The 26,995-nt window shown below is 67.4% G+C and carries 23 protein-coding genes; 16 read left to right on the top strand and 7 right to left on the bottom strand.

Annotated elements, in window-relative coordinates; all coding sequences use genetic code 11:
* Positions 1–149 precede the first annotated feature (149 nt).
* From G568_RS0107460 to cysE, 5 genes are all read left to right on the top strand, one after another.
* Positions 150–782 carry a DUF2460 domain-containing protein gene (locus G568_RS0107460; RefSeq protein WP_026757443.1) on the top strand — a complete coding sequence of 211 codons (633 nt, stop codon included), beginning with the start codon at positions 150–152 and terminating at the stop codon, positions 780–782.
* Positions 779–1,660: a DUF2163 domain-containing protein gene (locus G568_RS0107455; protein WP_026757442.1), complete on the top strand. Its 882-nt coding sequence runs from the start codon at positions 779–781 to the stop codon at positions 1,658–1,660. The genes G568_RS0107460 and G568_RS0107455 overlap by 4 nt, the downstream gene beginning before the upstream one ends.
* A complete protein-coding gene (locus tag G568_RS0107450; protein ID WP_026757441.1) occupies positions 1,657–2,100 on the top strand; it encodes a C40 family peptidase in 444 nt (147 codons plus the stop codon). Before G568_RS0107455 ends, G568_RS0107450 begins: the two co-directional genes overlap by 4 nt.
* Positions 2,100–6,038 carry a baseplate multidomain protein megatron gene (locus G568_RS0107445; protein ID WP_026757440.1) on the top strand — a complete coding sequence of 1,313 codons (3,939 nt, stop codon included), beginning with the start codon at positions 2,100–2,102 and terminating at the stop codon, positions 6,036–6,038. Before G568_RS0107450 ends, G568_RS0107445 begins: the two co-directional genes overlap by 1 nt.
* Before the next feature lie 259 nt (positions 6,039–6,297).
* Entirely contained in the window at positions 6,298–7,107 is an 810-nt protein-coding gene (cysE, locus tag G568_RS0107435) for a serine O-acetyltransferase (protein ID WP_026757439.1), read from the top strand.
* Between the two features lie 48 nt (positions 7,108–7,155).
* On the opposite strand, the gene G568_RS0107430 is transcribed toward cysE, so the two are convergent.
* From G568_RS0107430 to G568_RS0107415, 4 genes are all read right to left on the bottom strand, one after another.
* A complete protein-coding gene (locus G568_RS0107430; protein WP_026757438.1) occupies positions 7,156–8,523 on the bottom strand; it encodes a pyruvate dehydrogenase complex dihydrolipoamide acetyltransferase in 1,368 nt (455 codons plus the stop codon).
* Positions 8,524–8,536: 13 nt separating this feature from the next.
* A complete protein-coding gene (locus G568_RS0107425) occupies positions 8,537–9,943 on the bottom strand; it encodes a pyruvate dehydrogenase complex E1 component subunit beta (RefSeq protein WP_026757437.1) in 1,407 nt (468 codons plus the stop codon).
* Positions 9,944–9,957: 14 nt separating this feature from the next.
* Positions 9,958–10,968 (bottom strand): pyruvate dehydrogenase (acetyl-transferring) E1 component subunit alpha, encoded by a 1,011-nt coding sequence (gene pdhA, locus G568_RS0107420; RefSeq protein WP_026757436.1) that lies wholly within the window; start codon positions 10,966–10,968, stop codon positions 9,958–9,960.
* A 138-nt stretch (positions 10,969–11,106) separates the two neighbouring features.
* Positions 11,107–11,406, bottom strand: coding sequence for an FtsB family cell division protein (locus G568_RS0107415; protein ID WP_026757435.1), 300 nt, complete (start codon positions 11,404–11,406; stop codon positions 11,107–11,109).
* A gap of 160 nt (positions 11,407–11,566) precedes the next feature.
* Here G568_RS0107415 and G568_RS0107410 point away from each other — a divergent pair, with 160 nt between their 5' ends.
* Positions 11,567–13,216 (top strand): acyl-CoA dehydrogenase family protein, encoded by a 1,650-nt coding sequence (locus G568_RS0107410; protein WP_026757434.1) that lies wholly within the window; start codon positions 11,567–11,569, stop codon positions 13,214–13,216.
* Positions 13,217–13,378: 162 nt separating this feature from the next.
* Here G568_RS0107410 and G568_RS0107405 read toward each other — a convergent pair whose 3' ends face one another.
* Together G568_RS0107405 and G568_RS0107400 are read right to left on the bottom strand one after the other, a co-directional pair.
* Positions 13,379–14,308, bottom strand: coding sequence for a class I fructose-bisphosphate aldolase (locus G568_RS0107405; RefSeq protein ID WP_026757433.1), 930 nt, complete (start codon positions 14,306–14,308; stop codon positions 13,379–13,381).
* A 217-nt stretch (positions 14,309–14,525) separates the two neighbouring features.
* The gene (locus tag G568_RS0107400) at positions 14,526–15,710 is read right to left on the bottom strand and encodes a phosphoglycerate kinase (protein WP_026757432.1); all 1,185 of its coding nucleotides are present in this window, start codon (positions 15,708–15,710) and stop codon (positions 14,526–14,528) included.
* 178 nt (positions 15,711–15,888) lie between these two features.
* Here G568_RS0107400 and G568_RS0107395 point away from each other — a divergent pair, with 178 nt between their 5' ends.
* The 8 genes from G568_RS0107395 (at position 15,889) to G568_RS0107360 (ending at position 24,268) form a co-directional block, all read left to right on the top strand.
* A complete protein-coding gene (locus tag G568_RS0107395; RefSeq protein ID WP_026757431.1) occupies positions 15,889–16,395 on the top strand; it encodes a peptidylprolyl isomerase in 507 nt (168 codons plus the stop codon).
* Complete coding sequence (locus G568_RS0107390) at positions 16,388–16,957, top strand: peptidylprolyl isomerase (protein WP_037373827.1); 570 nt, start codon at positions 16,388–16,390, stop codon at positions 16,955–16,957. The genes G568_RS0107395 and G568_RS0107390 overlap by 8 nt, the downstream gene beginning before the upstream one ends.
* A gap of 4 nt (positions 16,958–16,961) precedes the next feature.
* On the top strand, positions 16,962–17,699 hold the full coding sequence (locus G568_RS0107385; protein ID WP_026757429.1) for a DUF4336 domain-containing protein: 738 nt from the start codon (positions 16,962–16,964) through the stop codon (positions 17,697–17,699).
* A 94-nt stretch (positions 17,700–17,793) separates the two neighbouring features.
* Positions 17,794–18,792, top strand: coding sequence for a DUF3179 domain-containing protein (locus G568_RS0107380; protein ID WP_037373846.1), 999 nt, complete (start codon positions 17,794–17,796; stop codon positions 18,790–18,792).
* Positions 18,793–19,180: 388 nt separating this feature from the next.
* On the top strand, positions 19,181–20,611 hold the full coding sequence (cysS, locus tag G568_RS0107375) for a cysteine--tRNA ligase (RefSeq protein ID WP_026757427.1): 1,431 nt from the start codon (positions 19,181–19,183) through the stop codon (positions 20,609–20,611).
* 265 nt (positions 20,612–20,876) lie between these two features.
* On the top strand, positions 20,877–22,496 hold the full coding sequence (gene cimA / locus G568_RS0107370; RefSeq protein WP_026757426.1) for a citramalate synthase: 1,620 nt from the start codon (positions 20,877–20,879) through the stop codon (positions 22,494–22,496).
* A 1-nt stretch (position 22,497) separates the two neighbouring features.
* Positions 22,498–23,496, top strand: coding sequence for an alpha/beta hydrolase (locus tag G568_RS0107365; RefSeq protein WP_211222244.1), 999 nt, complete (start codon positions 22,498–22,500; stop codon positions 23,494–23,496).
* Positions 23,447–24,268 (top strand): squalene/phytoene synthase family protein, encoded by an 822-nt coding sequence (locus tag G568_RS0107360; protein ID WP_051202832.1) that lies wholly within the window; start codon positions 23,447–23,449, stop codon positions 24,266–24,268. Before G568_RS0107365 ends, G568_RS0107360 begins: the two co-directional genes overlap by 50 nt.
* Before the next feature lie 7 nt (positions 24,269–24,275).
* On the opposite strand, the gene G568_RS0107355 is transcribed toward G568_RS0107360, so the two are convergent.
* Positions 24,276–25,505 carry an MFS transporter gene (locus G568_RS0107355; RefSeq protein ID WP_026757423.1) on the bottom strand — a complete coding sequence of 410 codons (1,230 nt, stop codon included), beginning with the start codon at positions 25,503–25,505 and terminating at the stop codon, positions 24,276–24,278.
* Positions 25,506–25,654: 149 nt separating this feature from the next.
* Here G568_RS0107355 and G568_RS0107350 point away from each other — a divergent pair, with 149 nt between their 5' ends.
* Together G568_RS0107350 and G568_RS0107345 are read left to right on the top strand one after the other, a co-directional pair.
* Positions 25,655–26,299, top strand: coding sequence for a DNA-3-methyladenine glycosylase family protein (locus tag G568_RS0107350; protein ID WP_026757422.1), 645 nt, complete (start codon positions 25,655–25,657; stop codon positions 26,297–26,299).
* Positions 26,296–26,961 carry an alpha/beta hydrolase gene (locus G568_RS0107345; RefSeq protein WP_026757421.1) on the top strand — a complete coding sequence of 222 codons (666 nt, stop codon included), beginning with the start codon at positions 26,296–26,298 and terminating at the stop codon, positions 26,959–26,961. The genes G568_RS0107350 and G568_RS0107345 overlap by 4 nt, the downstream gene beginning before the upstream one ends.
* The last annotated feature ends 34 nt before the right edge of the window (positions 26,962–26,995 follow it).

Genomic DNA, 26,995 nt, shown 5'->3' with positions numbered 1-26,995 from the left:
CGGAGGCGGGCGCGTGGGGCATTGAACACGGGCACACCGGCTGGTTCGCGCCCGGCCCCGAGGGGGCCGCGTCCCGTCGCTGGCGCGACAGGGAATGGCTGAACGCGTTTTGAAGAGCGAACAAAGGCACTGAAGGAAAGGGCAAAGCGATGGATTTTCACGAGGTCCGGTTTCCCGCGAGCCTGAGCTTTGGCTCGGTCGGCGGGCCCGAGCGGCGCACCGATGTGGTGACGCTGGCCAATGGATACGAGCAGCGCAACACGCCCTGGGCGCATTCGCGGCGGCGCTATGATGCGGGGCTGGGCATGCGATCATTGGACGATGTGGCCGAGCTGATCGCGTTTTTCGAGGCGCGGCGTGGGCAGATCTACGGCTTTCGCTGGAAGGATTGGGCGGATTACAAATCCTGCGCGCCGTCGGGCGTGCCGGCCTATGACGATCAGGTCATCGCCGATGGCGACGGGGTACGGCGCGAGTTTGCGATCATCAAGACCTACCGCTCGGGCGAGCAGAGCTATGCGCGCCCGATCACCAAGCCGGTATTGGGCACGGTGCGCGTCGGCGTTGAGGGCGACGAGATGCACGAGGGCGTGCATTACACCGTGGACACGGTGCGCGGCCTGATCACCTTTGACGCGCCGCCGGGCGACGGGCGGCAGGTGACGGCGGGGTACGAATTTGACGTGCCGGTGCGCTTTGACACCGACCGCATCGCCACCAGCGTCGCCGGCTTCCAGGCCGGCGAGGTGCCAGACGTGCCGGTGGTGGAGCTGCGGATATGACCGGGATCGCGGCGCTGCAGCCGCATCTCGATGGCGGCGGCACGAGCCTGTGCCGCGCCTGGGCGATCACGCGTACGGATGGCGCGGTGCTGGGGTTCACCGACCACGATCTGCCGCTGACGTTCGGCGGGATCACGTTCAGTGCGGCGGCGGGGCTAAGCACGTCGCGGCTGATGCAGGGCACGGGCCTTGCGGTGGACAACGCCGAGGCGATGGGCGCGCTCAGCGATGCGGCGATCCGGGCCGACGACATCGAGGCGGGCCGCTATGACGGGGCGGAGCTGCGGGCATGGCTTGTCAATTGGGCCGCGCCCGAAGAGCGCGTGTTGCAGTTTCGCGGCCATCTGGGCGAGTTGCGGCGCGCGGGCGGCGCGTTCACCGCCGAACTGCGGGGGCTGACCGAGGCGCTGAACCGGCCGCAGGGGCGCATCTACCAGGCGCCCTGCGGCGCGGTTCTGGGCGATGCGGCCTGCGGCGTGGACCTGTCGGCGCCGGGGTATTCGGCCGAGGCGGCCTTGCTGGGAACCGGGGATGCGCGGGTGCTGCATCTGCCGGCGTTGCCGGGGTTCTCGCCGGGCTGGTTCGCGCGCGGGGCACTGACGGTGCTGGACGGCGCGGCGGCGGGGTTGCAGGGCGTGATCAAGCGGGACCGGTCCGGCGACGGGCGCGAGATCGCGCTGTGGGCGCCCCTGGGCGCGGCACCGGCGGCGGGCGACCGGGTGCGCGTAAGCGCGGGTTGCGACAAGCGGTTCGGCACCTGCCGGTACAAGTTTGGTAACGCCCTGAATTTCCGAGGGTTCCCGGACATCCCTGGCTCCGACTGGATGGCCGCCGTACCCGCAAGCCGTGGCGATACCGGCGGCGGGAGCCGCCGATGACCGGCGCGCGGGTAGTACTTGCGGCGCGCGGCTGGATCGGCACGCCCTACCGGCATCAGGCCTCGTGCAAGGGGGCGGGGGCGGATTGCCTTGGCCTGCTGCGTGGCATTTGGCGCGAAGTCATCGGCCCCGAGCCGATGGCGGTGCCGCGCTACAGCCGCGACTGGTCCGAGCCGCAGGGCGACGAGCGATTGTGGCGTGCGGCGGCGCGGGCCTTGGTGGCGCGGCCCATGGGCGCGGCGGATGCGCCGGGCGATGTCCTGCTCTTTCGGATGCGCGACGGTGCGGTGGCCAAGCATCTGGGCGTGCTTGGAAATGCGGGCGCGGCGCCAAGTTTTATTCACGCCTATAGTGGGCATGGCGTGGTCGAAAGCCCGCTAAGCGCGCCATGGCGGCGCCGCGTCGTTGCGCGGTTCACTTTTCCTGAGGAGGTCGGCTGATGGCGACGATCGTATTTTCGGCGGCGGGGGCCGCGCTGGGCGGGTCGGTGGGCGGCACGGTGTTGGGCCTGTCGATGACGGCGGTGGGCCGGTTCGTGGGGGCAACGCTGGGCCGGGCGCTGGATCAGCGTCTGTTGGGCGCGGGGGCGGAGCCGGTTGAGACCGGCCGCGTGTCGCGGTTTCGCCTGACCGGCGCGGGCGAGGGCGATGCGATCCCCCGCCTGCATGGCCGGATGCGGTTGGGCGGGCAGGTGATCTGGGCCAGCCGCTTTAGCGAGGCGGTGCACGTGAGTGGAGGCGGCGGCAGCGGCAAGGGCACCGCACCGCGCCCCGTCACGCGCAGCTACAGCTATTCCGTCAGCCTTGCCGTGGCGCTATGCGAAGGGCCGATCGGGGGCGTTACGCGCGTCTGGGCCAATGGCGTCGAGGTGTCGGCGGCAGATCTGAACATGCGCGTCTACACGGGCAGCCGCGATCAGGCCCCCGACCCGGCGATCGAGGCGGTAGAGGGCGCGGGCGCGGTGCCCGCCTATCGCGGAACGGCCTACGTGGTGATGGAGGATTTGCCGCTGGCGCAGTTTGGCGACCGGGTGCCACAGTTTTCCTTCGAGGTGCTGCGCCACGGCGCGGTGCGGCCCGGCGCGGTGCCCGGCCCCGGCGCGTTGGTACGGGCGGTGGCGATGATACCGGGCACCGGGGAATACGCGCTGGCGACGACACCGGTCAGCTATGACCACGGCCCCGGCAAGCGCGCCAGCGCCAATGTGCACACCCCCGCCGGGCAAACCGATTTCGCCGCCTCGGTGGCGCAACTGGGGGCCGAGGCGCCGGGCTGCGAGGCGGTGTCGCTGGTGCTGGGCTGGTTCGGGGACGATCTGCGCTGCGGTCAGTGCCGCGTGCGTCCGAAGGTCGAGCATCGCGACGCGGACGGCGCCGAAATGCCGTGGCGCGTGGCGGGCGTGGGACGCGCGAGCGCCGATATGGTGGCACGGGACGCCGACAATCGCCCGGTTTACGGCGGTACGCCCGCCGATGCCTCGGTGATCGAGGCACTGACGCACTTGCGCGCGCAGGGGAAGGCGGTGATGATCTATCCCTTTATCCTGATGGAGCAGATGGCGGGCAACGGCCTGCCCGATCCTTGGAGCGACGCGCCCGATCAGCCGCGCCTGCCGTGGCGCGGCCGTATCACCACCGCGATCGCGCCGGGCCGCGACGGCAGCCCCGACGGCACCGCCGAGGCCGCAGAGCAGGTCGCGGCGTTCTTTGGCACTGCGGTGGCGGCGGATTTCACCGTCATGGGCGGGGCAGTGGCCTATAGCGGCCCGGGCGAATGGCGCTATCGCCGCTTTATCCTGCACCAGGCGGCGCTGTGTGCGGCGGCGGGAGGGGTCGACGCGTTCTGCATCGGCTCGGAAATGCGGGCGCTGACGCGGGTGCGCGGGCCCGGCGGCAGCTTTCCGGCGGTTGACGCGCTGATCGCGCTGGCAGCCGAGGTGCGTGCCCTTCTGGGGCCGGATGTGCGCATCGGCTACGCCGCCGACTGGACCGAATATGGCGGCTACGGCCCCGGCGATGGCAGCGGTGATCGGTACTACCCGCTGGACCCGCTTTGGGCCGATGACACCATCGATTTCGTCGGGATCGACAATTACATGCCGCTGAGCGATTGGCGCGAAGGGTTGGACCACCTTGATGCGCAAGACTGGCCGTCGATCAACGATCTGGACTACCTGAAATCCAATATCGAGGGTGGCGAGGGCCATGCGTGGTACTACCATTCGCCCGAGGCGCGCGCGGCGCAGATCCGCACGCCGATCACAGATGGCGCCCATGACGAGCCGTGGATCTGGCGGGTGAAGGACATTCGCAGTTGGTGGGGACGGCACCACTATCCGCGCGTTGACGGCGCGTGGCAGGCGGTCCCGACCGCGTGGGTGCCCGGGTCCAAACCGATCTGGTTTACCGAGCTGGGCTGCGCGGCGGTGGACAAGGGCACCAATCAGCCGAACCGCTTTTTCGATTCGAAATCGTCGGAATCGGGCCTGCCGTACCATTCGGACGGGAGGCGCGACGAGTTGATCCAGATGCAATACCTGCGCGCGATGCTGAGCTACTGGCTGGAGCCGGGCAACAACCCGGTATCGGATGAGTATGGCGGGCCGATGGTGGACATGCGCCGCGCCTTCGTCTGGGCGTGGGACGCTCGGCCCTACCCGGCGTTTCCGGCGCGCGCCGAGCTATGGAGCGACGCGGAGAATTACGCACGCGGGCACTGGGTGACGGGGCGGCTGTCGCACCGCGCGCTGGACGGTGTGGTTGACGAGATCTGCCGCGATGCGGGGCTGCTTGAGGGGGTCGATGTGTCGAACTTGCACGGGGTTGTGCGGGGCTATGGCGTCGATCACGTGAGCGATGCGCGCGCGGCGCTGCAGCCGCTGATGCTGGCGCATGGGTTCGACGCGGTCGAGCGCGGCGGCGCCTTGCGGTTCACAGTGCGCAGCGGCGCGGTGAACTGGGACTTGCCGGCGGCGGACCTGGTGCAAAGCGACGAGATGGACGCGCCGCTGGAGCATAGCCGCGCGGCCGAGGCCGAGATCGCCGGCCGCGTGCGCCTGACCTTTGTCGAGGCGGGAGGCGATCACGAGGTTGCCGCTGAAGAGGCAATCCTGCCACAAGACGAAAGCCACGCCGTGGCCGCAACCGAGGTGCCGATGGCCCTGACCCGCGCCGAGGCGCGCAGCATCACCGAGCGGTGGCTGGCCGAGGCGGAGCTGGCGCGCGACGGGCTGCGCCTGTCGCTGCCACTCTCGCGGCTGGCGGTGGGGGCGGGTGACGTGCTGCGCCTCGAGGGGCAGGCGGGGCACTACCGGGTGGACCGGGTCGAGCAGGGTGCCGCGCAACTGATCGAGGCAGTGCGCATCGACCCGTCGGTCTATGGCGCCGCCCCGGCCGACGATGTGCCGGCGCGGACCACCGCCTTTGCCGCGCCGGTGCCGGTTCTGCCGCTGTTCATGGACCTGCCTCTGTTGCGCGGCGACGAGGTGCCGCATGCGCCGCATCTGGCGGCGGTGGCGCAGCCCTGGCCGGGCCGCGTTGCGGTTTACGCTTCGGCCAGCGATGCCGATTACGTGCTGAACACGGTACTTGAGCGGCCCGCGAGCCTTGGCGTGACGCAATCGGCGCTGGCGGCAGCCCGGCCCGGTCTACTGAACCGGGGGGCGGATCTGATGGTGCGGATGCAAAGCGGCGCGCTGGACGGGGTCGACATGCAGGCGCTGCTGGCCGGCCGCAACCTCGCGGCGATCGGAGGCGGCGGCGAGGGCGACTGGGAGGTGATCCAGTTCGCCGAGGCCGAGCTGATCACCGCTGACACCTACATCCTGCGCGGGCTCTTGCGCGGGCAGGCCGGCAGCGACGGCGCAATGCCCGCGCAATGGCCCGCCGGTGCGTACCTGGTGCTGCTCGATGGTGCGTCCGAGCAGATCGATTTGCCCGAGGCGCAGCGCGGCCTCGCGCGCCACTACCGCATCGGCCCGGCGCGGCTTGGCTACGACGATCCCAGCTACAGCCACCTGTCGCGCGCCTTTGCGGGGGTAGGCCTGCGCCCCTATCGCCCGGCGCATCTGCGCGCACGGGCAGAAAGCGGCGGCGCGCTGGCGCTGTCATGGGTGCGTCGCACGCGCGAGGGCGGCGATAGCTGGGATGCCCCAGACGTGCCGCTGGCCGAGGAAAGCGAGCGCTACCTGCTGCGCATCACGCGCGATGGTGCGCTGCTGCGCGAGGTGGACCTAGCCGCGCCGAACTGGACCTACGACGCCGCCGCGCGCGGCGAGGATGGCACCGGAGTGGGTAGCGCGCCGTTCCGCATCGAGGTGGCGCAGCTCTCGGCAAGGGTCGGGCCGGGGTATTTCGCGGGCCTGGACATCGGCGACTAGCGTGGCTTGGGGGCGCTGCCCCCGCCGCCTTCGGCGCCTCCCCCGGGACATTTTGGGCCAGAAGATGCAGGGGCGCGCTATGCTGTTCTTCATCTTGCCCGAAATACTCCCGCCGGAGGCGTTCGGCGTTTCAGCCTGCGAAGCCGGGGGCGAATTGGTCATTCACAGTTGAAATTCCTGTTATCACAGCTTGGCGATTTTGTCCGGGTGGCCTATCTGTTACATTGAGACGACGTAGCATTCGGGATCAGGCACCGCCATGGCACAGACACGCGCACAACTTTCCGAAGTCGATCCGGTTTGGGATCGGATCAGCCAGGAAGCCAAGCAGGCCGTCGCCGACGAGCCGCTTCTGGGCGGGATGATCCATTCGTGCATCCTGCACCACAGCACGTTTGAATGCGCGCTGGCGTATCGCAACGCGATGAAGCTGGCCTCGGGCGAGATGAGCGAACAGTTGATCCGCGAGATTTGCGACGAGGCCTATGCCGCCGATCCGTCTTTGGCGCTGGCCGGGCGGGCCGATATCGTGGCCGTGTACGAGCGCGATCCGGCCTGCCACCGGTTCTTGCAGCCGCTGCTGTTTTTCAAGGGATTCCAGGCGGTGCAGGCGTACCGCGTGGCGAATTGGCTGTGGCGGCAGGGGCGGCGCGACATGGCGTATTTCTTCCAGATGCGCGTGTCCGAAACCTTTGGCGTGGATATCCACCCCGCAGCAAGGATCGGCAAGGGCATCATGATCGACCACGCCCATTCCATCGTCATCGGCGAGACGGCTGTGGTCGGGGATAACGTGTCGATGCTGCATTCCGTCACGCTGGGCGGGACCGGCAAGGAAGAAGAGGATCGCCACCCCAAGATCGGCGATGGCGTTCTGATCGGTGCGGGTGCCAAGGTGCTGGGCAATATCAGCATAGGCTGCTGCTCGCGCATCGCGGCCGGCTCGGTGGTGCTGCATGACGTGCCAGAGAAATCCACCGTCGCGGGGGTGCCCGCCAAGGTGGTGGGCGAGGCGGGCTGCGCGCAGCCCTCGGTCACCATGGATCAGCTTCTGGGCACAAAGAGCTGATCGTCGCGGGCCGCCGGGGCGCGCAGGCGCGCCCGGTGCCCACGCCCATCAGGCCAGCATCACCATCGGGTTTTCCAGGTTCTCCACGATTTTCTGCAGCAGCTCGGCACCGAGTGCGCCGTCGATGACGCGGTGATCGACGCTGAGCGTGACCGAAATCACCGTGGCGGTGGTCAGCTCGCCATCGGCGCCCACGACGGGTTTCTTCACGCCTGCGCCCACGGCCAGGATGGCGCCGTGCGGCGGGTTGATGACCGCGTCGAAATTATCGATCCCGTACATCCCGAGGTTGGAGATGGCAAAGCTGCCGCCCTGGTATTCGCCAGGTGACAGCTTGCGGTCGCGGGCGCGGGTGGCGAGATCCTTCATTTCGGCCGACAGGGCCGAGAGGGATTTCATCTCGGCGTCCTTCAGGACCGGCGTGAACAGCCCGCCCTCGATGGCCACGGCAACCGCCACGTCCGACGGCCTGAGCCGCAAGATGCGGTCGCCGGCCCAGACGGCGTTGGCGTCCGGCACCGCCTGTAGCGCCAGCGCGCAGGCCTTGATGATGAAATCGTTGACGCTGAGCTTGACGCCGCGCGCCTCCAGTTGCTTGTTCAGGTCGGCGCGGAACTTCATCAGCGCGTCCATGCGGATCTCGCGGCGCAGGTAGAAATGCGGGATCGTCTGCTTGGCCTCGGTCAGGCGCGCGGCTACGGTCTTGCGCATGCCGTCCAGCTTGACCTCGTCATACTCGCGCCCCTCGTACATGGCGGCGACGGTGTCGGCGGACGCGCCCGTTGGCATCGCAGCGGATTTGGCGGGCTGCTCCTTCGCCTGCTCTTTTGCAGCGGCGGGGGCGGCGGTCTCGGTGGGTTTCGCGGCCTCGACATCGGCCTTGACGATCCGGCCCCTTGGCCCCGATCCGGTGATCTGCGACAGATCCAACCCCTTTTGCGCCGCGATCCGGCGCGCCAGAGGCGAGGCGAATACGCGGTTGCCCTTGTCGTCGGTCGGCGCGGCGGGCGCCTTGGCCGGCGCCGCGTCCGAGGCGCCGCCGCCCGTTGCGGGCTTGGCCCCGCCGCCGTTGCCGTTGCCCGCGGGCTTGGCGTTGCTGGCCTTCTCGTCGGACTTCTCATCAGCCTTGGGCGCGGGCGCGGATGCGGCGCTGTCGATATCGTCAGCGCTTTCGCCTTCTTCCAAAAGCACCGCGATGGGGGTGTTGACCTTGACCCCTTCGCTGCCGGCCTCGATCAGGATCTTGCCGATGGTGCCTTCGTCCACGGCCTCGAATTCCATCGTGGCCTTGTCGGTCTCGATCTCGGCCAAAAGATCGCCCGAGGCGACGCTATCGCCCTCCTTGACCAGCCATTTCGCAAGCGTGCCCTCTTCCATCGTCGGGGACAGCGCGGGCATGAGTATTTCGGTTGGCATCGCGGATGTCTCCTTACCGGTAGGTCACTTTGCGCACGGCGTCGATCACCTCGTCGGTGGTCACCAGCGCCAGCTTTTCAAGGTTGGCGGCGTAGGGCATGGGCACATCCTTGCCGGCGCAGTTGATCACCGGCGCGTCCAGGTGGTCGAACGCCTGTTCCATGATCACCGACGTGATGTGGTTGCCGATGCTGGCCACCGGGAACCCCTCTTCGACGGTGACGCAGCGGTTGGTCTTGCGCACGCTTGCCAGCACCGTTTCGGTGTCCAGCGGGCGCAATGTGCGCAGGTTGATCACCTCGGCGGATATGCCGTCCTCGGCCAGTTTCTCGGCCGCTTCCAGCGCATAGGTCATGCCGATGCCGAACGACACGATCGTTACGTCATCGCCGGCCCGCTCGATCCGGGCCTTGCCAAAGGGCAGGGTGAAATCGTCGATATCCGGCACATCGAAGCTTTTGCCGTAAAGGATCTCGTTTTCAAGGAACACCACCGGGTTGGCATCGCGAATGGCGGTCTTCAGCAGGCCCTTGGCATCGGCCGCCGAATAGGGCGTCACCACCTTCAGGCCGGGGATATGCGCATACCATGCGCCGTAGCACTGGCTGTGCTGTGCGCCGACGCGCGCGGCTGCGCCGTTGGGGCCGCGGAACACCATCGGCGCGCCCATCTGGCCACCGGACATGTAAAGGGTCTTGGCCGCCGAGTTGATGATCTGGTCGATCGCCTGCATGGCGAAGTTGAAGGTCATGAACTCGACGATGGGCTTGAGCCCGCCAAACGCCGCGCCGACGCCGATCCCGGCAAAGCCATGCTCGGTGATCGGGGTGTCGATCACGCGCTTGGCGCCGAAACGGTCCAGCAGCCCTTGCGTGATCTTGTAGGCGCCCTCATATTCGGCAACTTCCTCGCCCATCAGGAACACGTCTTCGTCGCGCTCCATTTCCTCGGCGATGGCGGCGTTCAGGGCCTCGCGCACGGTCATGGATTTCATCTGTGTGCCCTCGGGCCAGTCTGGTTCTTGCTCGGCTTGCGGCTCTGGCTCTGGCTCGGGCGCGGCGGCGCGGGCAGGGGCCTTTGGCGTGTCCTCGCCGCCTTCGTCGCCCTCACCGTCATCGTTGTCGTCGGCCTTGGCCTTGGGCGCGGATGCGGCGCTGTCGATGTCGTCGGCGCTTTCGCCTTCCTCCAGCAGCACGGCGATGGGGGTGTTCACCTTGACCCCTTCGCTGCCGGCCTCGATCAGGATCTTGCCGATGGTGCCTTCGTCCACGGCCTCGAACTCCATCGTGGCCTTGTCGGTCTCGATCTCGGCCAGGAGATCGCCCGAGGCGACGCTATCGCCCTCTTTCACTAGCCATTTCGCAAGCGTGCCCTCCTCCATGGTGGGCGACAGCGCGGGCATGAGAATCTCGGTTGGCATTGTCGGTTTCTCCCTCACGCTTCCTGCGGAATTTCGGTGGCGTAGATGTCGGTCCACAGCTCGGCCTCGTCCGGCTCGGGGCTGTCCTTGGCGAACTCGGCGCTGGCATTGACGATGCCCTTGATCTCCTTGTCGATCGCCTTGAGATCCTCCTCGGTGGCGTGCTTGCCCGACAGCAGCAATTCGCGGACATGCTCGATGGCGTCTTTTTCTTCGCGCATCTTCTGCACTTCCTCGCGGGTGCGGTATTTCGCCGGGTCCGACATCGAATGACCGCGATAGCGGTATGTCTTGATCTCAAGGATATACGGCCCCTTGCCCGAGCGGCAGTGCGCAACCGCCTTGTCGCCCGCTTCCTTGACGGCCAGCACGTCCATGCCATCGACCGCCTCGCCGGGGATGCCGAACGCCTCGCCGCGGGTATAGATGTCGGGGGTCGAGGTGGACCGCTTTTGCGATGTGCCCATGGCGTACTGGTTGTTCTCGATCACGAACACCACCGGCAAGTCCCACAGCGCGGCCATGTTGAACGTCTCGTACACCTGCCCCTGGTTGGCCGCGCCATCGCCGAAATAGGTGAATGTCACCCGGTCGTTGCCGCGGTACTTGTCGGAAAACGCCAGCCCCGCGCCCAGCGGCACGTTGGCCCCCACGATGCCGTGCCCGCCGTAGAAATGCTTGTCTTTCGAGAACATGTGCATCGAGCCGCCCTTGCCGGCGGAATAGCCGTCGCTGCGGCCGGTCAGCTCGGCCATGACGCCGTCGGGGTTCATCCCGCATGCCAGCATATGACCGTGATCGCGGTAGGTGGTGATGCGCTTGTCGCCGTCCTCGGCTGCGGCCTCAAGGCCGACAACGACCGCCTCCTGCCCGATATAGAGGTGACAGAACCCGCCGATCAGACCCATCCCGTAAAGCTGACCGGCTTTCTCCTCGAATCGCCGGATCAGCAGCATGTCGCGATAATACTGCTTCAGCTCGTCGGCGGAAACGTTTGGTTTCTTTTGGGTTTTTCTGGCTGCCATGCGGCTTCACCTCCCGGAAGGATCAATAGTTTAGCGTTAAACTATGCATACCCTATCATGCGCGCGGGTGCGAGAGCAAAGTGCATGGTGGGGTGGGATAGGGTGTCGCCCGGCGCCGCGCCGGGCCGCGGCACCCCGCTACCGCACGACGATCTCATCGGCGCGGATCATGCCCAGCACGTCGCGCGCCTGCTCGTCCAGCAGATCCAGGTCAAGGTAATCGTCCGACAGCCGCCGCGTCAGGTTTTCCATCCGCGCCACCTCGGCTTGCAGGCGGGACAGCTCGGTGCGCAGCGTGTCGGCATGCGCCTGCACCTCGGCGCGGCGAAACAGGCCGTAATCCCCGCGCACGGCGGCGAAGGTGAAATAGCTGCCCACCATCACGGCCAACGCCATGAAGACCAGCATCCCTATCGCCGGATTTCTGCGCGATCCCATTGCTCTGCCTCGTCGATACGCCGGTTTCCCCCGGCCTGCGTGTAACAATGGCACACCCGAATCGCTTTGTGAATCCCCGTTCTTCGTGCCACCGTGTCGCTGCAGTATGCTGGATCGGCGCGCACCCCGCTGGCATTGTGCCGCGACAACGGAGGCTTACATGACACACCCCGCGCCGATTTCGGATCTGGCCACCCACGAGGTCGAGAACCAACCCGTCCCGCGCACCGGCGATTTGTCCCTCTGGCAAAACGATCCAGTGCTGCACGATCACGTCGCGCGCGCGGGCGCCGATGCCGCCGCGATCGAGGCTGCCGGCGATGCCTTCGGCAGCGATGAGGCCCGCCACAACGCCGCCGAGGCCCGCCGCGATCCGCCTCGACTGCTGCCCCATGATCGCGCCGGGCGCCGCATCGACGAGGTGCATTTCAACGCCGGCTACCACGCGATGATGGATCTGGGCCTGCGCCACGGCTACGCTGCCAGTGCCTGGCACCCCACGGGCGGCGCCCGCCCCGCCGGCCACGCCACCCACGCCGCCCTGTGCTACATGCTCAGCCAGGTCGAGCCCGGCACCTGCTGCCCGCTCACCATGACCTATGCCGGCGTGCCCGCGCTGGCCGCCGATCCCGGGCTGTCGTCACAGTGGCGCCCGGCGCTGCTGTCGCACGACTATGACCCTGCGATCGCCCCCGTGGCGCAAAAACGCGGCGCCACCATCGGCATGGCAATGACCGAGAAACAGGGCGGCTCGGACGTGCGCGCCAACTCCACCCGCGCCGTGCAGGACGGGGGTGCCCATTACCGCCTGACCGGGCACAAGTGGTTCTGCTCGGCGCCGATGTCGGACGCCTTCCTGACACTGGCGCAGGCGGATGGCGGGCTGACCTGCTTTCTCGTGCCCCGCTGGCTCGAGGAGGGGCGCAACCGGCTATATGTGCAGCGCCTCAAGGATAAACTGGGCAACCGCGCCAATGCCTCGTGCGAAATCGAGTATGACAACACCCGCGCCTGGCGCCTGGGCGAAGAGGGCGCAGGCGTCAAGACGATCATCGAGATGGTCCACCACACCCGCCTGGATACCGCCATCGCGCCCGCCGGCCTGATGCGCGCCGCCCTGTCCGAGGCGTCATGGTGGGTGTCCGGACGCTCGGCGTTTCAGCGGCGCCTGATCGATCAGCCTCTGATGCGCGCGGTGATGGCCGACCTGACGTTGGAATGGGAGAGCGCGCTGGCGCTGGCCATGGGCGCCGCGCGCGCCTTCGATGATGATTGCGCCGTCGGCCGCGCCTATTCCCGCATCGCCGTGGCACTGGCCAAGTACCTCAACAACAAACGCGCCCCGGTGATGATCTACGAGGCGCTCGAGGCCCTCGGCGGCATGGGCTATATCGAGGAAACGCCGATGCCCATGCTCTACCGCGAGGCGCCGCTCAACGGCATATGGGAGGGCTCGGGCAACGTTATCTGCCTCGATATCCTGCGCACCCTGGCAAAGGCGCCGTTGGCCGTGCACGCGCTGCGCGCGCAACTGGCCTCGGTGCGGGACACCGATCCGCGCTACGACGCGGCGCTGGATGCGCATTTCAAGCGCTGGCCCGCCCTGCCGCCCGAGTCCGAGGCGCGCTGGTTCACCGACTCTCTGGCGCAGCTCCTGGCGGCATCCCACCTGATCGCCGAGGCCCCGGGCGCCGTCGCCGACGGCTACATCGCCACCCGCCTCGCCGGGCAGCGCGGCGCCACCATCGGCGCGGTCTCGGGCCTCGATTTCGACGCCATCCTCGCCCGCATCGGCACCGCCCCCGAGTAGGACCGCCCCTTCATCTTGCCAAAAATACTCAAATCGCGCTCCGCGCTGAATCAAGGGCGAAGCCCGCCGCGCATCGCCGGGCCGCCCGTCTCCCCGCGCCTAGACTTGCGCCACGAATTGAAAAGGGCTGGCGCCCGGTGCGCCCTTATCCCCGGCCCGCCCTTAGGCGCGATCCTTGTAGATGTCGGCCAGCTTCGCCAGCATCTCCAGCGCCTCGCCGCGCGGGCGTTGGAACGTGTTGCGTCCGATGATCGAGCCGTTGCCGCCGCCGTCGCGGACCGCGCGGGCGTCGTCGTAGACGCTGCTCTCGTCCTTCTTGGCACCGCCCGAGAACACCACGATCCGCCGTCCGCCAAAGGCCGCCTGCATGCAATGACGCACACGCGCGGCCTGGCTGGCGATGTCGATGCCCTGCGCCTCGTAGACGTCCCGTGCCTCGGGGAGCATGACGTGATCGCTGCTTAGCTTGATCTTGATGACATGCGCCCCGATCTGCGCCGCGATCTGTGCGGCATAGGCGGCCACGTCGATGGCGGTTTCGCCGGGCTTGGTGATGCCCTCGCCGCGCGGGTAGGACCAGATCACCGTCGCCACGCCCTTCGCGGCGGCCTCGCGGCGCATCTCCACGATCTCCTCGAACATCTCCAGCGCGCAATCCGAGCCGGGATAGATCGTGAACCCGATCGCCGCCGCGCCCAGCCGCAGGGCGTCATCGACGCTGGCGGTCACCGCCTGGTTCTTGCCGCAGCCATCGCTCATCAGGGAATTGGCGCTGTTGCATTTCAGGATCGTGGGTATCTGCCCGGCGAATGTGTCCGCGCCCGCCTCGAGCATGCCCAGCGGCGCGGCGTAGGCGCTCAGGCCCGCGTCGATTGCCAGCCGGTAATGGTAATGCGGATCATAGCCGTCGGGGTTGGGGGCGAAACTGCGCGCGGGGCCATGTTCGAACCCCTGGTCGACTGGCAGGATGATCATCCGCCCCGTCCCGGCCAGCTTTCCGGTCATCAGCAGGCGGTTGAGCTGCGCCTTCACGCCCGGTGTTTCGCCCTCGTAATTGGCCAGTATGCGCTGCACGCGACGTGTCGTTTTCATCCCTTGAATACCTCTTGTGCCAAAATGCTTTGGGCAGGTGTATTTTCGCACGGCCCCGCATGCAAATTGTTTGCGCGAACAGGGGCGGGCCCAAAGGAGCGCCCGGTGCCCGGGCGCGCTTGGCAAGCTTGCGCTTTTCCTGGCGGAAAAGGCGCAAGCGGGGCCTTCGGCCCGAGAGTATTTGGGGCAAGATGAAGCGGGGGAGGTGCGGGGCGGATCAGCCTTCCAACGCGGCGACCCCCGGCAGGGTCTTTCCCTCCATCCATTCCAGGAACGCGCCGCCGGCGGTGCTGATATAGGTGAATGCCTCGGCGGCTCCGGCCTTGTTGAGCGCGGCGACGGTATCGCCGCCGCCTGCGACCGAGACCAGCTTGCCGGCGCGGCTGAGTTCGGCGGCATGGGCGGCGGCGGCGTTGGTGGCGGTGTCGAAGGGGGCGATTTCGAACGCGCCCAGCGGGCCGTTCCATATCAGCGTGCGTGCCCCGTCCAGGGCCGTGTTCACGCGCGCCACGCTTTGCGGGCCTGCGTCGAGGATCATCGCGTCCTCGGGGCATTCGGTGGCCGGCACCACCTCGTGCGGGGCGCCCGCCGCAAACTCGCGCGCGACCACTACGTCGACCGGCAGGATGATCTCGCAGCCAGCGCCTTGCGCCTTGGCCATGATCGCGCGGGCGGTTTCGGTCATGTCGTGTTCGCACAAGGATTTGCCCACGTCGATGCCCTGCGCCGCGAGAAAGGTGTTGGCCATGCCGCCGCCGATGATCAGGTGATCGACCCGCCCCACCAGATTGCCCAGCAGGTCCAGCTTGGTCGATACCTTGGCGCCGCCGACCACCGCCGCGACCGGCCGCTGCGGATCGCCCAGCGCCGCCTCAAGCGCGCGCAGCTCGGCCTCCATCAGGCGTCCGGCGCAGGAGGGCAGGTGATGCGCCACGCCCTCGGTGCTGGCATGGGCGCGGTGCGCCGCCGAAAAGGCATCGTTGCAATAGATATCCGCCAGCCCCGCCAGCCGCCGCGCCAGGCCGTCGTCGTTGGTCTCTTCGCCGGGGTGAAAGCGTATGTTCTCCAGAAGGACAACGCCGGCCTCGCGGGCCTCGTCGGGGCGGGCCTCGGCGGCGTCCAGCGTCGCGATCAGCACCACTTTCGTGCCCAGCGCCTTTTCCAGCGCGGGCACCACGACGCGCAGGCTCATGGCATCCACCACGCGGCCCTGGGGCCGGTCGAAATGCGCGCACAGGATCGGCTGCGCCCCGGCGGCAAGGATGTCGCGCACCGTCGGCACGATGCGCTCAATCCGGGTGGTGTCGCTCACGCGCCCGTTCTCGACCGGCACGTTGATGTCGACGCGCACCAGAACGCGCTTTCCGGCCAGGTCCATGTCGTCGAGGGTTTTCCAGCGCATGCTGCTCTCCTTGTCGGCTTGATCGGCGCTTGTCTTGGCCTGTCGCGGCGCGCAGGTCAACCGCCCCCGATGCCGCATGCCGGCGCGGCGCCGCTGTCTCGCTATGGTGCCCTTGGCAATCGTGCGCGCGCAGACTAGGTATCGAGCGCAACGCACCCAACCCCAAGGAGGCCCACGCATGGCCGAGATCAAAGACCCCGAGAACACCATCCTGATCGAGCTGAAGGACGGCACCGTCACGATCGAGCTGTTGCCCGATGTCGCCCCGCAGCATTGCGAGCGGATCAAGGAGCTGGCCCGCGCGGGCGCCTACGATAACGTCGCCTTTCACCGCGTGATCGAAGGCTTCATGGCCCAGACCGGCGATGTGCGCCATGCCAACATGGAAAAGGATTACAACCCTGGTCGCGCCGGCACCGGCGGCTCGGATCTGCCCGATCTTCCGGCGGAATTCTCGCGCATCCCGCATGATCGCGGCACCCTTGGCGCGGCACGCTCGGCCAACCCCAATTCGGCCAACTCGCAATTCTTCATCAGCTTTTCCGACAACCATTTCCTCAACGGGCAATACACCGTCTATGGCCGCGTGATTTCGGGGATGGAGCATGTCGATGCCATCACCCGAGGCGAGCCGCCCGCGAACCCCGACCGCATGATCAGCATGAAGGTGGCCGCCGATGCTTAAGCCATTTCTTGCCCCGCTGGCTGCGCTGGCCCTGATCGCCGGCCCCGCGGCCGCCATCGCCGCCGGCCTGGAGATCGAGATCGCGGGCGAGGGCGCGAACGGCACCGTCACCATCGATCTGTTCGAGGATGTCGCCCCCAACCACGCTGAGCGCCTGACCACCCTGGCCGCGCGCGGCGCCTATGACGGCGTTGCCTTTCACCGGGTGATCGACGGGTTCATGGCCCAAACCGGCGATGTGCAATTCGGCAAGGTTGAAGGTGGCGACATGTCCCGCGCGGGCATGGGCGGCTCGGACCTGCCCAACCTTGAGGCCGAGTTCTCGGACGTACCGTTCGATCGGGGCGTGGTAGGCATGGCCCGATCGCAGGACCCGGATTCGGCCAACTCGCAGTTCTTCATCATGTTCAAGGCGGGGCATTTCCTCAATGGGCAATACACCGCCGTGGGCCGTGTCACAGACGGCATGGAGGTGATCGACGCTATCAAGCGCGGCAAGGGGCAGAATGGCTCGGTGATCGGCCGCCCGGACGCGATGAGCACGGTCACGGTCACGGAGTAGCGCCATGCCCACCGGCTACGAGCCCCTCAACACGCTCAAACCCGTGGGCGAGGGGATCTGGCTTATCGACGGGCCGGCCATCAGGTTCTATGGCCTGCCCTTTTCCACCCGCGCCACGGTGGTGCGGCTGGAAAACGGGGACCTGTGGGTGCATTCGCCCACCCGGATGACCGAGGCGCTCAAGGCCGAGCTTGTGGCGCAGGGCCCGGTGCGCCACCTGATCGCGCCCAACTGGATACACTACGCCCATATCGCCGATTGGCAGGCCGCGTTTCCCGGTGCACAGGCCTGGGCCGCGCCGGGCGTGGCCGCGCGGGCGGCCAGCAAGGGGATGGAGCTGCGTTTCGATCATGATCTGGGGCCGCAGGCCGCGGCGCCCTGGGCCGGTCAGATCGAGCAGATCATCGTCGAGGGCAGCGCCGTGCACCGCGAGGCGGTGTTTTTTCACATCGCCAGCCGCACCCTGATCCTGACCGACCTGATCGAAAATTTCGAGCCGTCCAAGATACCGCTGTGGATGCGGCCGCTGGTCTGGCTGGCGGGGATCACCGATGGTGATGGCAAGATGCCCCCCGACATGGCATTCAGCTTTCGCGACAAGGCGGCGCTGGCAGAGGCGGTCGAGACGATGATCGCCTGGGCGCCCGAGCGGATCGTCCTGGCGCACGGGCGCTGGTACCAGGGCGATGGCGCGGCAGAGCTGCGCCGCGCGTTTCGCCGCACCCTGCGCCGCCGGGTCTGAGGCGCACACGGCGCGTCACAACCGCGTGCGGGGGGCTGTCGCGGTGGCGCAATTCGCGGCATCCTTGGGGTTCCCTTGCAAAAGGAGCAATGCGATGCCCCGCCTGATACTTGCCGCCCTTGCCGCCACGCTGGCGCTGTCAGCCGCGCCTGCCGCGACAGCCTATCCCGCCATGTGGGAGGACGAATGGCCGCGCACCGATTTCGACAAATCCGCCATCGATGACTGGTCCGAGATCATCTCGGGTGGCCCGCCCAAGGATGGCATCCCGGCGCTGAGCGATCCCGAGTTCCTGCCCGCGGATGCCGAAACCCGCCTGTCGCCGCGCGAACCGGTGATCACCGTCACCATCGACGGCGCCCGCCCGCGCGCTTACCCGATCCGCTACCTGATGTGGCACGAGATCGTAAACGACGAGGTCGCCGATATCCCGATCGCCGTCACCTTCTGCCCGCTGTGCAACTCCGGCATGACCTTCGACCGGCGCGTCGGCGACCGGGTGCTGTGGTTCGGGGTGTCGGGCAAGCTGCGCAATTCCGACATGATTATGTACGACCGCCAGACCCAGAGCTGGTGGCAACAGGCGGTTGGGCGCGGCATCGTCGGGCGCATGACCGGGGTCGAGCTGAAATCGCTGCCCACATGGATGGAAAGCTGGAAGGCGTTCCGCACCGCGCATCCAGACGGCCTGGTGATGGACGAGCCATCCTATTCGCGCGCCTATGGGCAAAACCCTTACCGCAACTACGACAGCGCCCGCGAACCGTTCCTTTATGACGGCGAGGACCCGCCCCACGGGATCGATCCGCTGGTGCGCGTGCTGCGCGTGGGGGGGCGGGCCTGGCCGCTGACCCGCCTGCGCGAGGAAGGGCGCATCACCGAGGCGGGGCTGACCATCACGTGGCAGTCCGGCCAGGCCTCGGCGCTGGATACCGCCAGTATCGGGCAGGGGCGCGACGTGGGCAACGTACGCGTGCGCGACGGGCACGGCCGCGATGTCGCCCATGACCTGATGTTCGCCTTCGCGTTCCACGCCTTCTGGCCCGATGGCGAATGGATGCTGGGCAAGGACGGCGCGGCCAGCGCCGACTGAGCCGGGCCACGCTGGGCACCCCGCCCGAATGGCGCCGACAGGCGCCGGGCGAGCGCCTGCCCGTTCGAGCGGGCTGGCGCGTTTGCGGTGTGGCACTGCCATTGATCTTTGGGAGGTGTGTGGCGGGGATAAAGTGACTGGCGCGGTCGTCGCTGCGCCATCCCACGGGCAGACGCTCGCCCGGCTTGTGCCTCCCACGCGCATTTTCCGTTGCGCCCGCGTTGCCAAAGGCGTAAATCTTGCCCCATGAGCACCTGCACCGCCCCCATCTGCTGCATTATAATCTGCTGAGAGTTCTCCGGCGGGCCGTGCTTTTGCATTCCAAACACTGATCGAAGTTGTTAAGCCCGCCGCGCAGGCCCCGGTCCACCCGCGTGCGAGGAAGACGATGACCACGATCACACTTTACAACACTGCCACCCGCGCGAAGGCCCCCTTCGCCCCGATCGACCCGCAAAACGTGCGCATGTATGTCTGCGGGCCGACGGTCTATGACCGCGCGCACCTGGGTAACGCGCGGCCCGTGGTGGTGTTTGACGTGCTGTACCGGCTGCTGCGCCACGTCTATGGGCCCGATCACGTCACCTACGTGCGCAATTTCACCGACGTGGACGACAAGATCATCAAGCGCGCCGACGAGACCGGGCAGGCGATCGACAAGATCACCGCCGAGACCACGCAATGGTTCCTCGACGACATGGGCGAGCTGGGCGCGCTACAACCCGATCACATGCCGCGCGCCACGCAATACATCCCGCAGATGGTGACGATGATCGAGGATCTGATCGCCAAGGGCCACGCTTATGCTGCCGAGGGGCACGTCCTCTTTGCCGTCGATAGCTGGAGGGAACACTACGGCGCGCTGTCGGGCCGCAGCGTCGATGACATGATCGCCGGCGCCCGGGTCGAGGTCGCCCCCTACAAGCGCAACCCGATGGATTTCGTCCTGTGGAAACCCGCGCTTGAGGGCGAACCGGGTTGGGACAGTCCCTGGGGCCGGGGGCGTCCGGGCTGGCACATCGAATGCTCGGCAATGAGCTATGAGCTGCTGGGAGAGAGCTTTGACATCCACGGCGGCGGCAACGACCTGATGTTTCCGCACCACGAAAACGAGATCGCGCAAAGCTGCTGCGCCCACCCCGAGGGCGATTTCGCCCGCGTCTGGATGCACAACGAGATGCTGCAGGTCGAGGGCAAGAAGATGTCCAAGAGCCTTGGCAATTTCTTTACCGTGCGCGATTTGCTGGATGGCAACTGGGACGGCGGCTGGAAGGTGCCGGGCGAGGTGATCCGTTTCGTGTTTCTGTCCACGCATTACCGCAAGCCGATGGATTGGACTGCGGAGAAGGCGCGCGAGGCGAAGAAGACGTTGCGGAAGTGGCGACAGATGACAGAAGGCGTTCAGGCTACGCAGGCGGATCGCAAGGTTCTGAGCGCTTTGGCAGATGATCTCAACACGGCAGGTGCGCTTGCTGAGCTCCATCGCCTGAGTGCCGCTGGTGATGTGGGGGCACTTCGGGCGTCGGCAGAGTTGTTGGGACTATTGGGAGAAGAGTTGGGAAACTGGGATTGGCAAAAACGGGAGTCATCCGAAGGTGTGTTCCAGTTCGTCGGCTTCGGCGATGAAACCCACGGTGGTTTGGCCCGATCAATTGCGGAAAAATGGCAACGGTATCGAGAAGCCAAGGACTTCGCTGCGGCCGACAGCCTTAAAGCTAAAGCTACTGAAGCAGGTCTTGAGTTGCGCGTGTTGAAAGGCGCGGTTCAAGCAGAGGCAATGGACAATTTCGACCCGGCCAAACTAGAGGCCCTCAAATGATGTGCGCCGGGTTCAGTCGCTCCGCCCGGGCTTGCCCCGGGCAGCGCCCGACCCGCCCCCCTACGGGGCGGGCGCTTGTGGCGAAGGTTGCCTTGCAGGCGCGCCGCATGGTCTTTGAGGCGCCGTCGCGCTCCGCCCTTAGCCGCCCCGCGCGGGTCGGGCGCTGCCCGCGGCAAGCCGCTTTCATCGCACCGACGCGATACCGACCAAATACCGATGTGATACCGACGTGCCAAAAAGCGGCCAGACCGGCGGAGATTGCTCCATGACCCGCGAACGCCTCTATCTCTACGACACCACCCTGCGCGACGGACAGCAGACGCAAGGGGTGCAGTTTTCCACCTCCGAGAAGGTCGAGATCGCCGGCCTTCTGGACGAGCTGGGCGTCGATTACATCGAGGGCGGCTGGCCCGGCGCCAACCCCACCGACAGCGCCTTTTTCGATGCAGCGCCCGCCACATCGGCCCGCCTCACCGCCTTCGGGATGACCAAGCGGGCGGGCCGCTCGGCCGCCAATGATGACGTGCTGGCAGCGGTGATGAACGCCGGCACCGCGTCGGTCTGCCTGGTCGGCAAGACCCATGATTACCACGTCGAGGCGGCCCTCGGGATCACGTTGCAGGAGAACGTCGAGGCGATCTCGCAGTCGGTCGCCCACATGGTTGCCTCGGGCCGCGAGGCCCTGTTCGACGCCGAGCATTTCTTCGACGGATGGACCGCCAATCGCGACTACGCGCTGGCCTGCCTGATGGCCGCCCATGAGGCAGGGGCGCGCTGGATCGTGCTGTGCGACACCAATGGCGGCACCCTGCCGGCCGAAGTGGGCCGCATCGTCGCCGAGGTGATCGAGGCCGGCATCCCCGGCGACCGGCTGGGCATTCATACCCACAACGACACCGAAACCGCCGTCGCCGGATCGCTGGCCGCGGTCGAGGCCGGCGCGAGGCAGGTGCAGGGCACCCTCAACGGGCTGGGCGAGCGCTGCGGCAACGCCAACCTGACGGCGCTGATCCCGACGCTGCTGCTGAAGGAGCCCTATGCCAGCCGCTACCAGACCGGCGTCAGTCGCGAGGCGCTGACCCGGCTGACCCGCAGCAGCCGGCGGCTTGATGATATCCTCAACCGGGTGCCGATGCGGCAGGCGGCCTATGTGGGCGGGTCGGCCTTTGCCCACAAGGCCGGGCTGCATGCCAGCGCGATCCTCAAGGCCCCCGACACCTACGAACACATCCCCCCCGAGGCCGTCGGAAACGAGCGGATCATCCCTATGTCGAACCAGGCGGGGCAATCCAACCTGCGCCGCAGGCTGACCGAAGCGGGTATCGAGGTCGCCCCCGGCGACCCGGCCCTGGGCCGCATCCTTGAGCGGATCAAGGCGCGCGAGGACGAGGGGTATTCCTACGACACGGCGCAGGCCAGCTTCGAAATGCTGGCCCGCGATGAGCTGGGCCAGAGGCCGCGCTTTTTCGAGGTGAAGCGCTACAAGGTCACGGTCGAGCGGCGCAAGAACAAGTATGACCACATGGTGAGCCTGTCCGAGGCGGTCGTGGTGGTGAAGGTGGACGGAGAGAAGAAGCTGTCGGTCAGCGAGTCGATGGACGAGGCCGGTAGCGACCGCGGCCCCGTCAACGCGCTGGCCAAGGCGCTGGCCAAGGACCTGGGCCGCTACCAGGGCGCGATCGACGACATGCGGCTGGTGGATTTCAAGGTGCGGATAACCCAGGGCGGAACCGAGGCCGTGACCCGCGTCGTCATCGACAGCGAAGACGGGCAGGGCCGGCGCTGGTCCACGGTGGGGGTCAGTCCCAACATCGTGGATGCCAGTTTCGAGGCGCTGCTGGACGCGATCAATTGGAAGCTGCTGCGCGAGCAGGGGGCTGCCTGAGATGCCATGGCGGGCCATAGCGGCGCTTGCCGGCGCGGCACTGATCTACCTCGGTGGTGCCTTGGGTTTGATCGTGTCCGAGCGCCCCGCGCCGGTGCAGGGCGCGGCGGGGCTGGATTTCGCCGGGTTGATCGCCGATCGCTTCCGTCCGCCACAGGGCGATGCCCGGTTTCGGCGCGGCAGCTATACCGCGCCCGATGGTACCGATCTGCCGATGACTGTGGTGCAGGACCCGGCGGCGAACGCGGACCTGCCAGTCGTGGTGATGATCCACGGGTCGGGCTGGCACGCGCAGCAGTTTGACCGGCTGGCATGGGCCTTGCGTGACGTGGCCGAGTTGCGCGCGGTCACGCTGCGCGGGCACGGCGCCGATCCGGTGCGCCGGGGCGACGTGGATTACATCGGCCAGCTTGAGGATGACCTGGCAAGCGCCATCGGCGACGTCGCGCCGGGGCGCAAGGTGGTGATGCTGGGCCACTCATCGGGCGGCGGGCTGGTGGTGCGGTTCGCGGGCGGGCCGCATGGCGGGATGATCGACGCCGCGATCCTTCTGGCGCCGTTCCTCAAGCACAACGCGCCGACAACGCGCACGGATGCCGGCGGTTGGGCGCGTCCGCTGACGCGGCGGATCATAGGGCTGTCGATGTTGAACATGGTGGGCATTCACGAGTTGGACCATCTGACGGCGATACATTTCGCCATGCCAAAGAAGGTGCTGGACGGCCCGCTTGGCCACACCGCGACCCCCGCCTATAGCTGGCGGTTGAACCTATCCTACGCGCCGCGCCGCGACTACAGGGCCGATATCGCGGCGCTGCCGCCTTTCGTGCTGATTGCGGGGGCGGATGATGAGAGTTTCCGCGCCGATGAGTATGAGCCGCTGATGTCTGGCGTGACCGACAAGGGGCGCTATCATGTCCTGCCGGGCGTGGGGCATCTTGGCGTGGTCGATGCGCCGCAAACCGAAACGCTTATACGGGAGGCTCTCGGTGCCCTCTGACAAGCTAACCGCCTGCGCCGACCTGGTGGCGCGCGCCGATCCCGATCGCCTGCTGGCGGTGATGGCCGCGCCGCCCGCCTTGCGCGCGGTGCTGTTCCCGATCTACGCGTTCAACGTCGAGGTATCGCGCGCGCCCTGGGTCACGCAGGAGCCGATGATCGCCGAGATGCGCCTGCAATGGTGGCGCGACGTTCTGGACGAGATCCGGCAGGGCCGCGCGCCGCGCCCGCACGAGGTGGCGACGCCCTTGTCGGGGCTGCTGGATGCGGATGGGGCCGAGATGCTGGATCAGTTGGTGGCCGCGCGCCGGTGGGATATCTACCGTGACCCGTTCGAGGATGCGGCGCATTTCGAGGAATACATAAATCGCACCTCGGGGCACTTGATCCTGGTTGCTGCGCGGGCCGCCGCGCCGGTGGATGCGCGCGCGGCCGAGGTGATCGGGCAGGCGGGGTATGCCACCGGGCTGGCCAACTGGTTCCGCGCGATCCCGGCGCTGGAGGCCGCGGGCCGCAAGCCATTGCCGGACGGGCGCGGCGAGGCGGTGCGCGATCTGGCCCACGACGGGCTGCGCCGGCTCAGGGATGCACGGGCGCGGCGCGATGCGGTGCCGCGCGCGGTGGCGCCGGTGCTTTATGCGGCATGGCAGGCCGGTCCGATCCTGCGGCGTGCGGCGGCAAAGCCGGGGCGTGTGGCCGATGGGCGGGTAGAGCCATCGGGCGTGGGCAAGCGCGCGGCGCTGATGCTGCGCGCCGCGACGAGGCGGTGGTAGCGGCGGCTCAGGCGTCCTTGGGCCGGAAGGCCAGCCAGATCAGCGCGCCCCCCGCCAGCATCAGGAACGGCGCCATCGCCAGGTTGACGGAGGTCCAGCCAACCTGCGCCGTACCGCCCGAGCAGTTCATCAATCCGCCCGAGGCCAGCGAGGCCACCGTGACCCCGCCGAACACCAGCAGGTCGTTCAAACCCTGCATGCGCCCCCGCTCATGCGGCTCATGCGCGCCGGCCAGCATCGTGGTCGCGCCGATAAAGCCGAAATTCCAGCCGAGCCCGAGCAGGACCAGGGCGATGAAGAAGTTCTCCAAATCCACCCCCTGAAGCGCAACCGCCCCGGCGCCCGCGAGGATCACAAGGCCCGTCGCCACGATCTTTTCCACGCCAAAGCGGGCGATCAGGTGCCCGGTAAAGAACGATGGGATATACATCGCCAGCACATGCGCGGTGACCACGTCGGCAGCGGTGCCCTCGTCAAAGCCGCAGCCGACCACCGCCAGCGGCGTCGAGGTCATCACGAGGTTCATCAACGCATAGGACACCATCGCGCAGATCACCGCCACCGCGATGCGCGGCGTGGTGATCAGCTCCCAGCGGGAGCGGCCCTTGGGCGCGTCCTCGCTGGGAACGGGGGGCTTGGGAATGTCGAGAAAGAAGAACAGGACCGAGCCGACCACGTTCACGCCGATCACCGCCAGGTAGGTGCCCATGAACGGAATCACCAGCGATTGGCTGGTCAGTTTGACCAGTTGCGGACCGATCACGGCGGCGGCCAGGCCGCCCGCCATGACGTAGGAAATCGCCTTGGGCCGGAACGTATCTGAGGCGGTATCGGCGGCGGCAAAGCGGTAGAACCCCTGCGCCGACATGTAGACCCCGGTGATCAGGCTGCCGATCAGAAAGATCGGGAACGACGCATGATAAAGGCCGTAAGCCCCCACAGCCCCGCCAAGCGCCCCCGACGAGGTGCCGATCAGGAACCCGACGCGGCGACCGTATTTCTGCATCATGTGCGAAACGGGCGTCGCCGCCAGCATCGAGCCGAGCACGATCAGCGAGATCGGCAGCGTGGCAAAGCACACGTTGCTGGCCAACGATTGCCCGGCCAAGCCGCCGATGGTGAAGATCATCGGCATCTGGGAGCCGAGAATTGCCTGCGCCAGCACCAGAACGGTCACGTTGCGCCGGGCGCGGCGGTCATCGGTGCCGATATCGGCGGTATATTCGGTTTCTGTCATGCGACGTTGCTAGACCGCCGAACGAGGGGCTGCAAGCGCATCTTGTTGATGCGCAGGTGGGTTGATTGCACCGGGCCTGTGGCCGTGTCTATAGTCGGGTCTGCCCCCGGGCCGCGGCAAGGGGCCGGGGTGGCTGAAAGGATGGGGCGATGAGCGATCAGGGCAATGTGGGGCGGATCATCGAGACGCCCGATTGCGTGGCCGAGGGCGCGGCGTGGCTGGCCGAGCAGGACAGTCGCATGGCACAGGCCTATGCGCAGACTGGGCCGCTGCCGCTGCGGCGGCGGCCGGCGGGGTTTTCGCAACTGCTGAGCGCGATCGTCAGTCAGCAGGTCAGCGTCGCCTCGGCGAACGCGATATGGGCGCGGTTGGAGGCGGCGGGCCTGACCGGCGCGGACGCGATCCGGCAAAGCGACGACGAGACATTGCGCGCAAACGGGCTGAGCCGTCAGAAGGCGCGCTATGCAAGGGCGTTGGCCGAGGCGGGAATAGATTTCGACGCCCTGCATCACCGCCCCACGGCCGACGTGGTCAAGGAATTGACCGGGGTCACCGGAATCGGCGTCTGGACGGCGGAGATTTACACCATGTTCAGCCTTGGCCGTGCCGATGTGTTCGCCCCCGGTGACCTGGCCCTGCAAGAGGCGGCGCGGCTGCTATATGCGATGGAGGACCGCCCGAGCGAGCGGGAGTTGCGCGCCATGTCGATGCGCTGGAGCCCATGGCGGGCGGTTGCGGCGCGGCTGCTTTGGGCCTACTACCACGTTGAAAAAAAGAGGGAAGGGATCAGATGACACGGGTATTGAACGCAGAGCGCCGGGCGCCTATTTCCGGCAGTGCGCACTCTGTTGTCGTGTTCCTGCACGGCTATGGCGCCAATGGGGCGGACCTGCTGGGCCTCGCCGATGTCCTGGGCGAGCATCTGCCCGATACGTTGTTCGTGGCGCCCGACGCGCCCGAGGACTGCGCCGGCGCGCCGATGGGCTACCAGTGGTTTCCGATCCCGTGGATCGATGGTGCGTCCGACGAGGCTGCCGAGCAGGGCATGCAGCGCGCGGTCGAGGACCTGAACGCGTTTCTCGATGCGCTGTTGGTGGACGAGGACATGCTGCCCGAACAGTTGGTTCTGTTCGGATTCTCGCAAGGTTCGATGATGGCGCTGCACGTCGCGCCGCGCCGCGAGGACGAGATTTCGGGCGTGGTGGCGTTCTCGGGCCGGTTGCTGGCGCCCGAGGTGTTGAAGGACGAGGCCGCGCACAAGCCGCCAGTGCTGCTGGTGCATGGTGACCAGGACGAGGTGGTGCCGGTGCAATCGTTGCCCGAGGCGGCGCAGGGATTGCAGGATGCGGGCTTTGACCAGGTTTACGCGCATATCCAGAAGGGCACCGGCCACGGCATTGCGCCCGACGGATTGAACGTGGCGCTGGCCTTCATGCGCGACAAACTGAGCCTGTGAGGGCGGTCACGGCAATGCCGTGACGCCAACGCCT

The sequence above is a fragment of the Sediminimonas qiaohouensis DSM 21189 genome, from assembly GCF_000423645.1.
Taxonomy (GTDB): domain Bacteria; phylum Pseudomonadota; class Alphaproteobacteria; order Rhodobacterales; family Rhodobacteraceae; genus Sediminimonas; species Sediminimonas qiaohouensis.
This window is presented reverse-complemented; position numbering and strand designations above follow the sequence as displayed.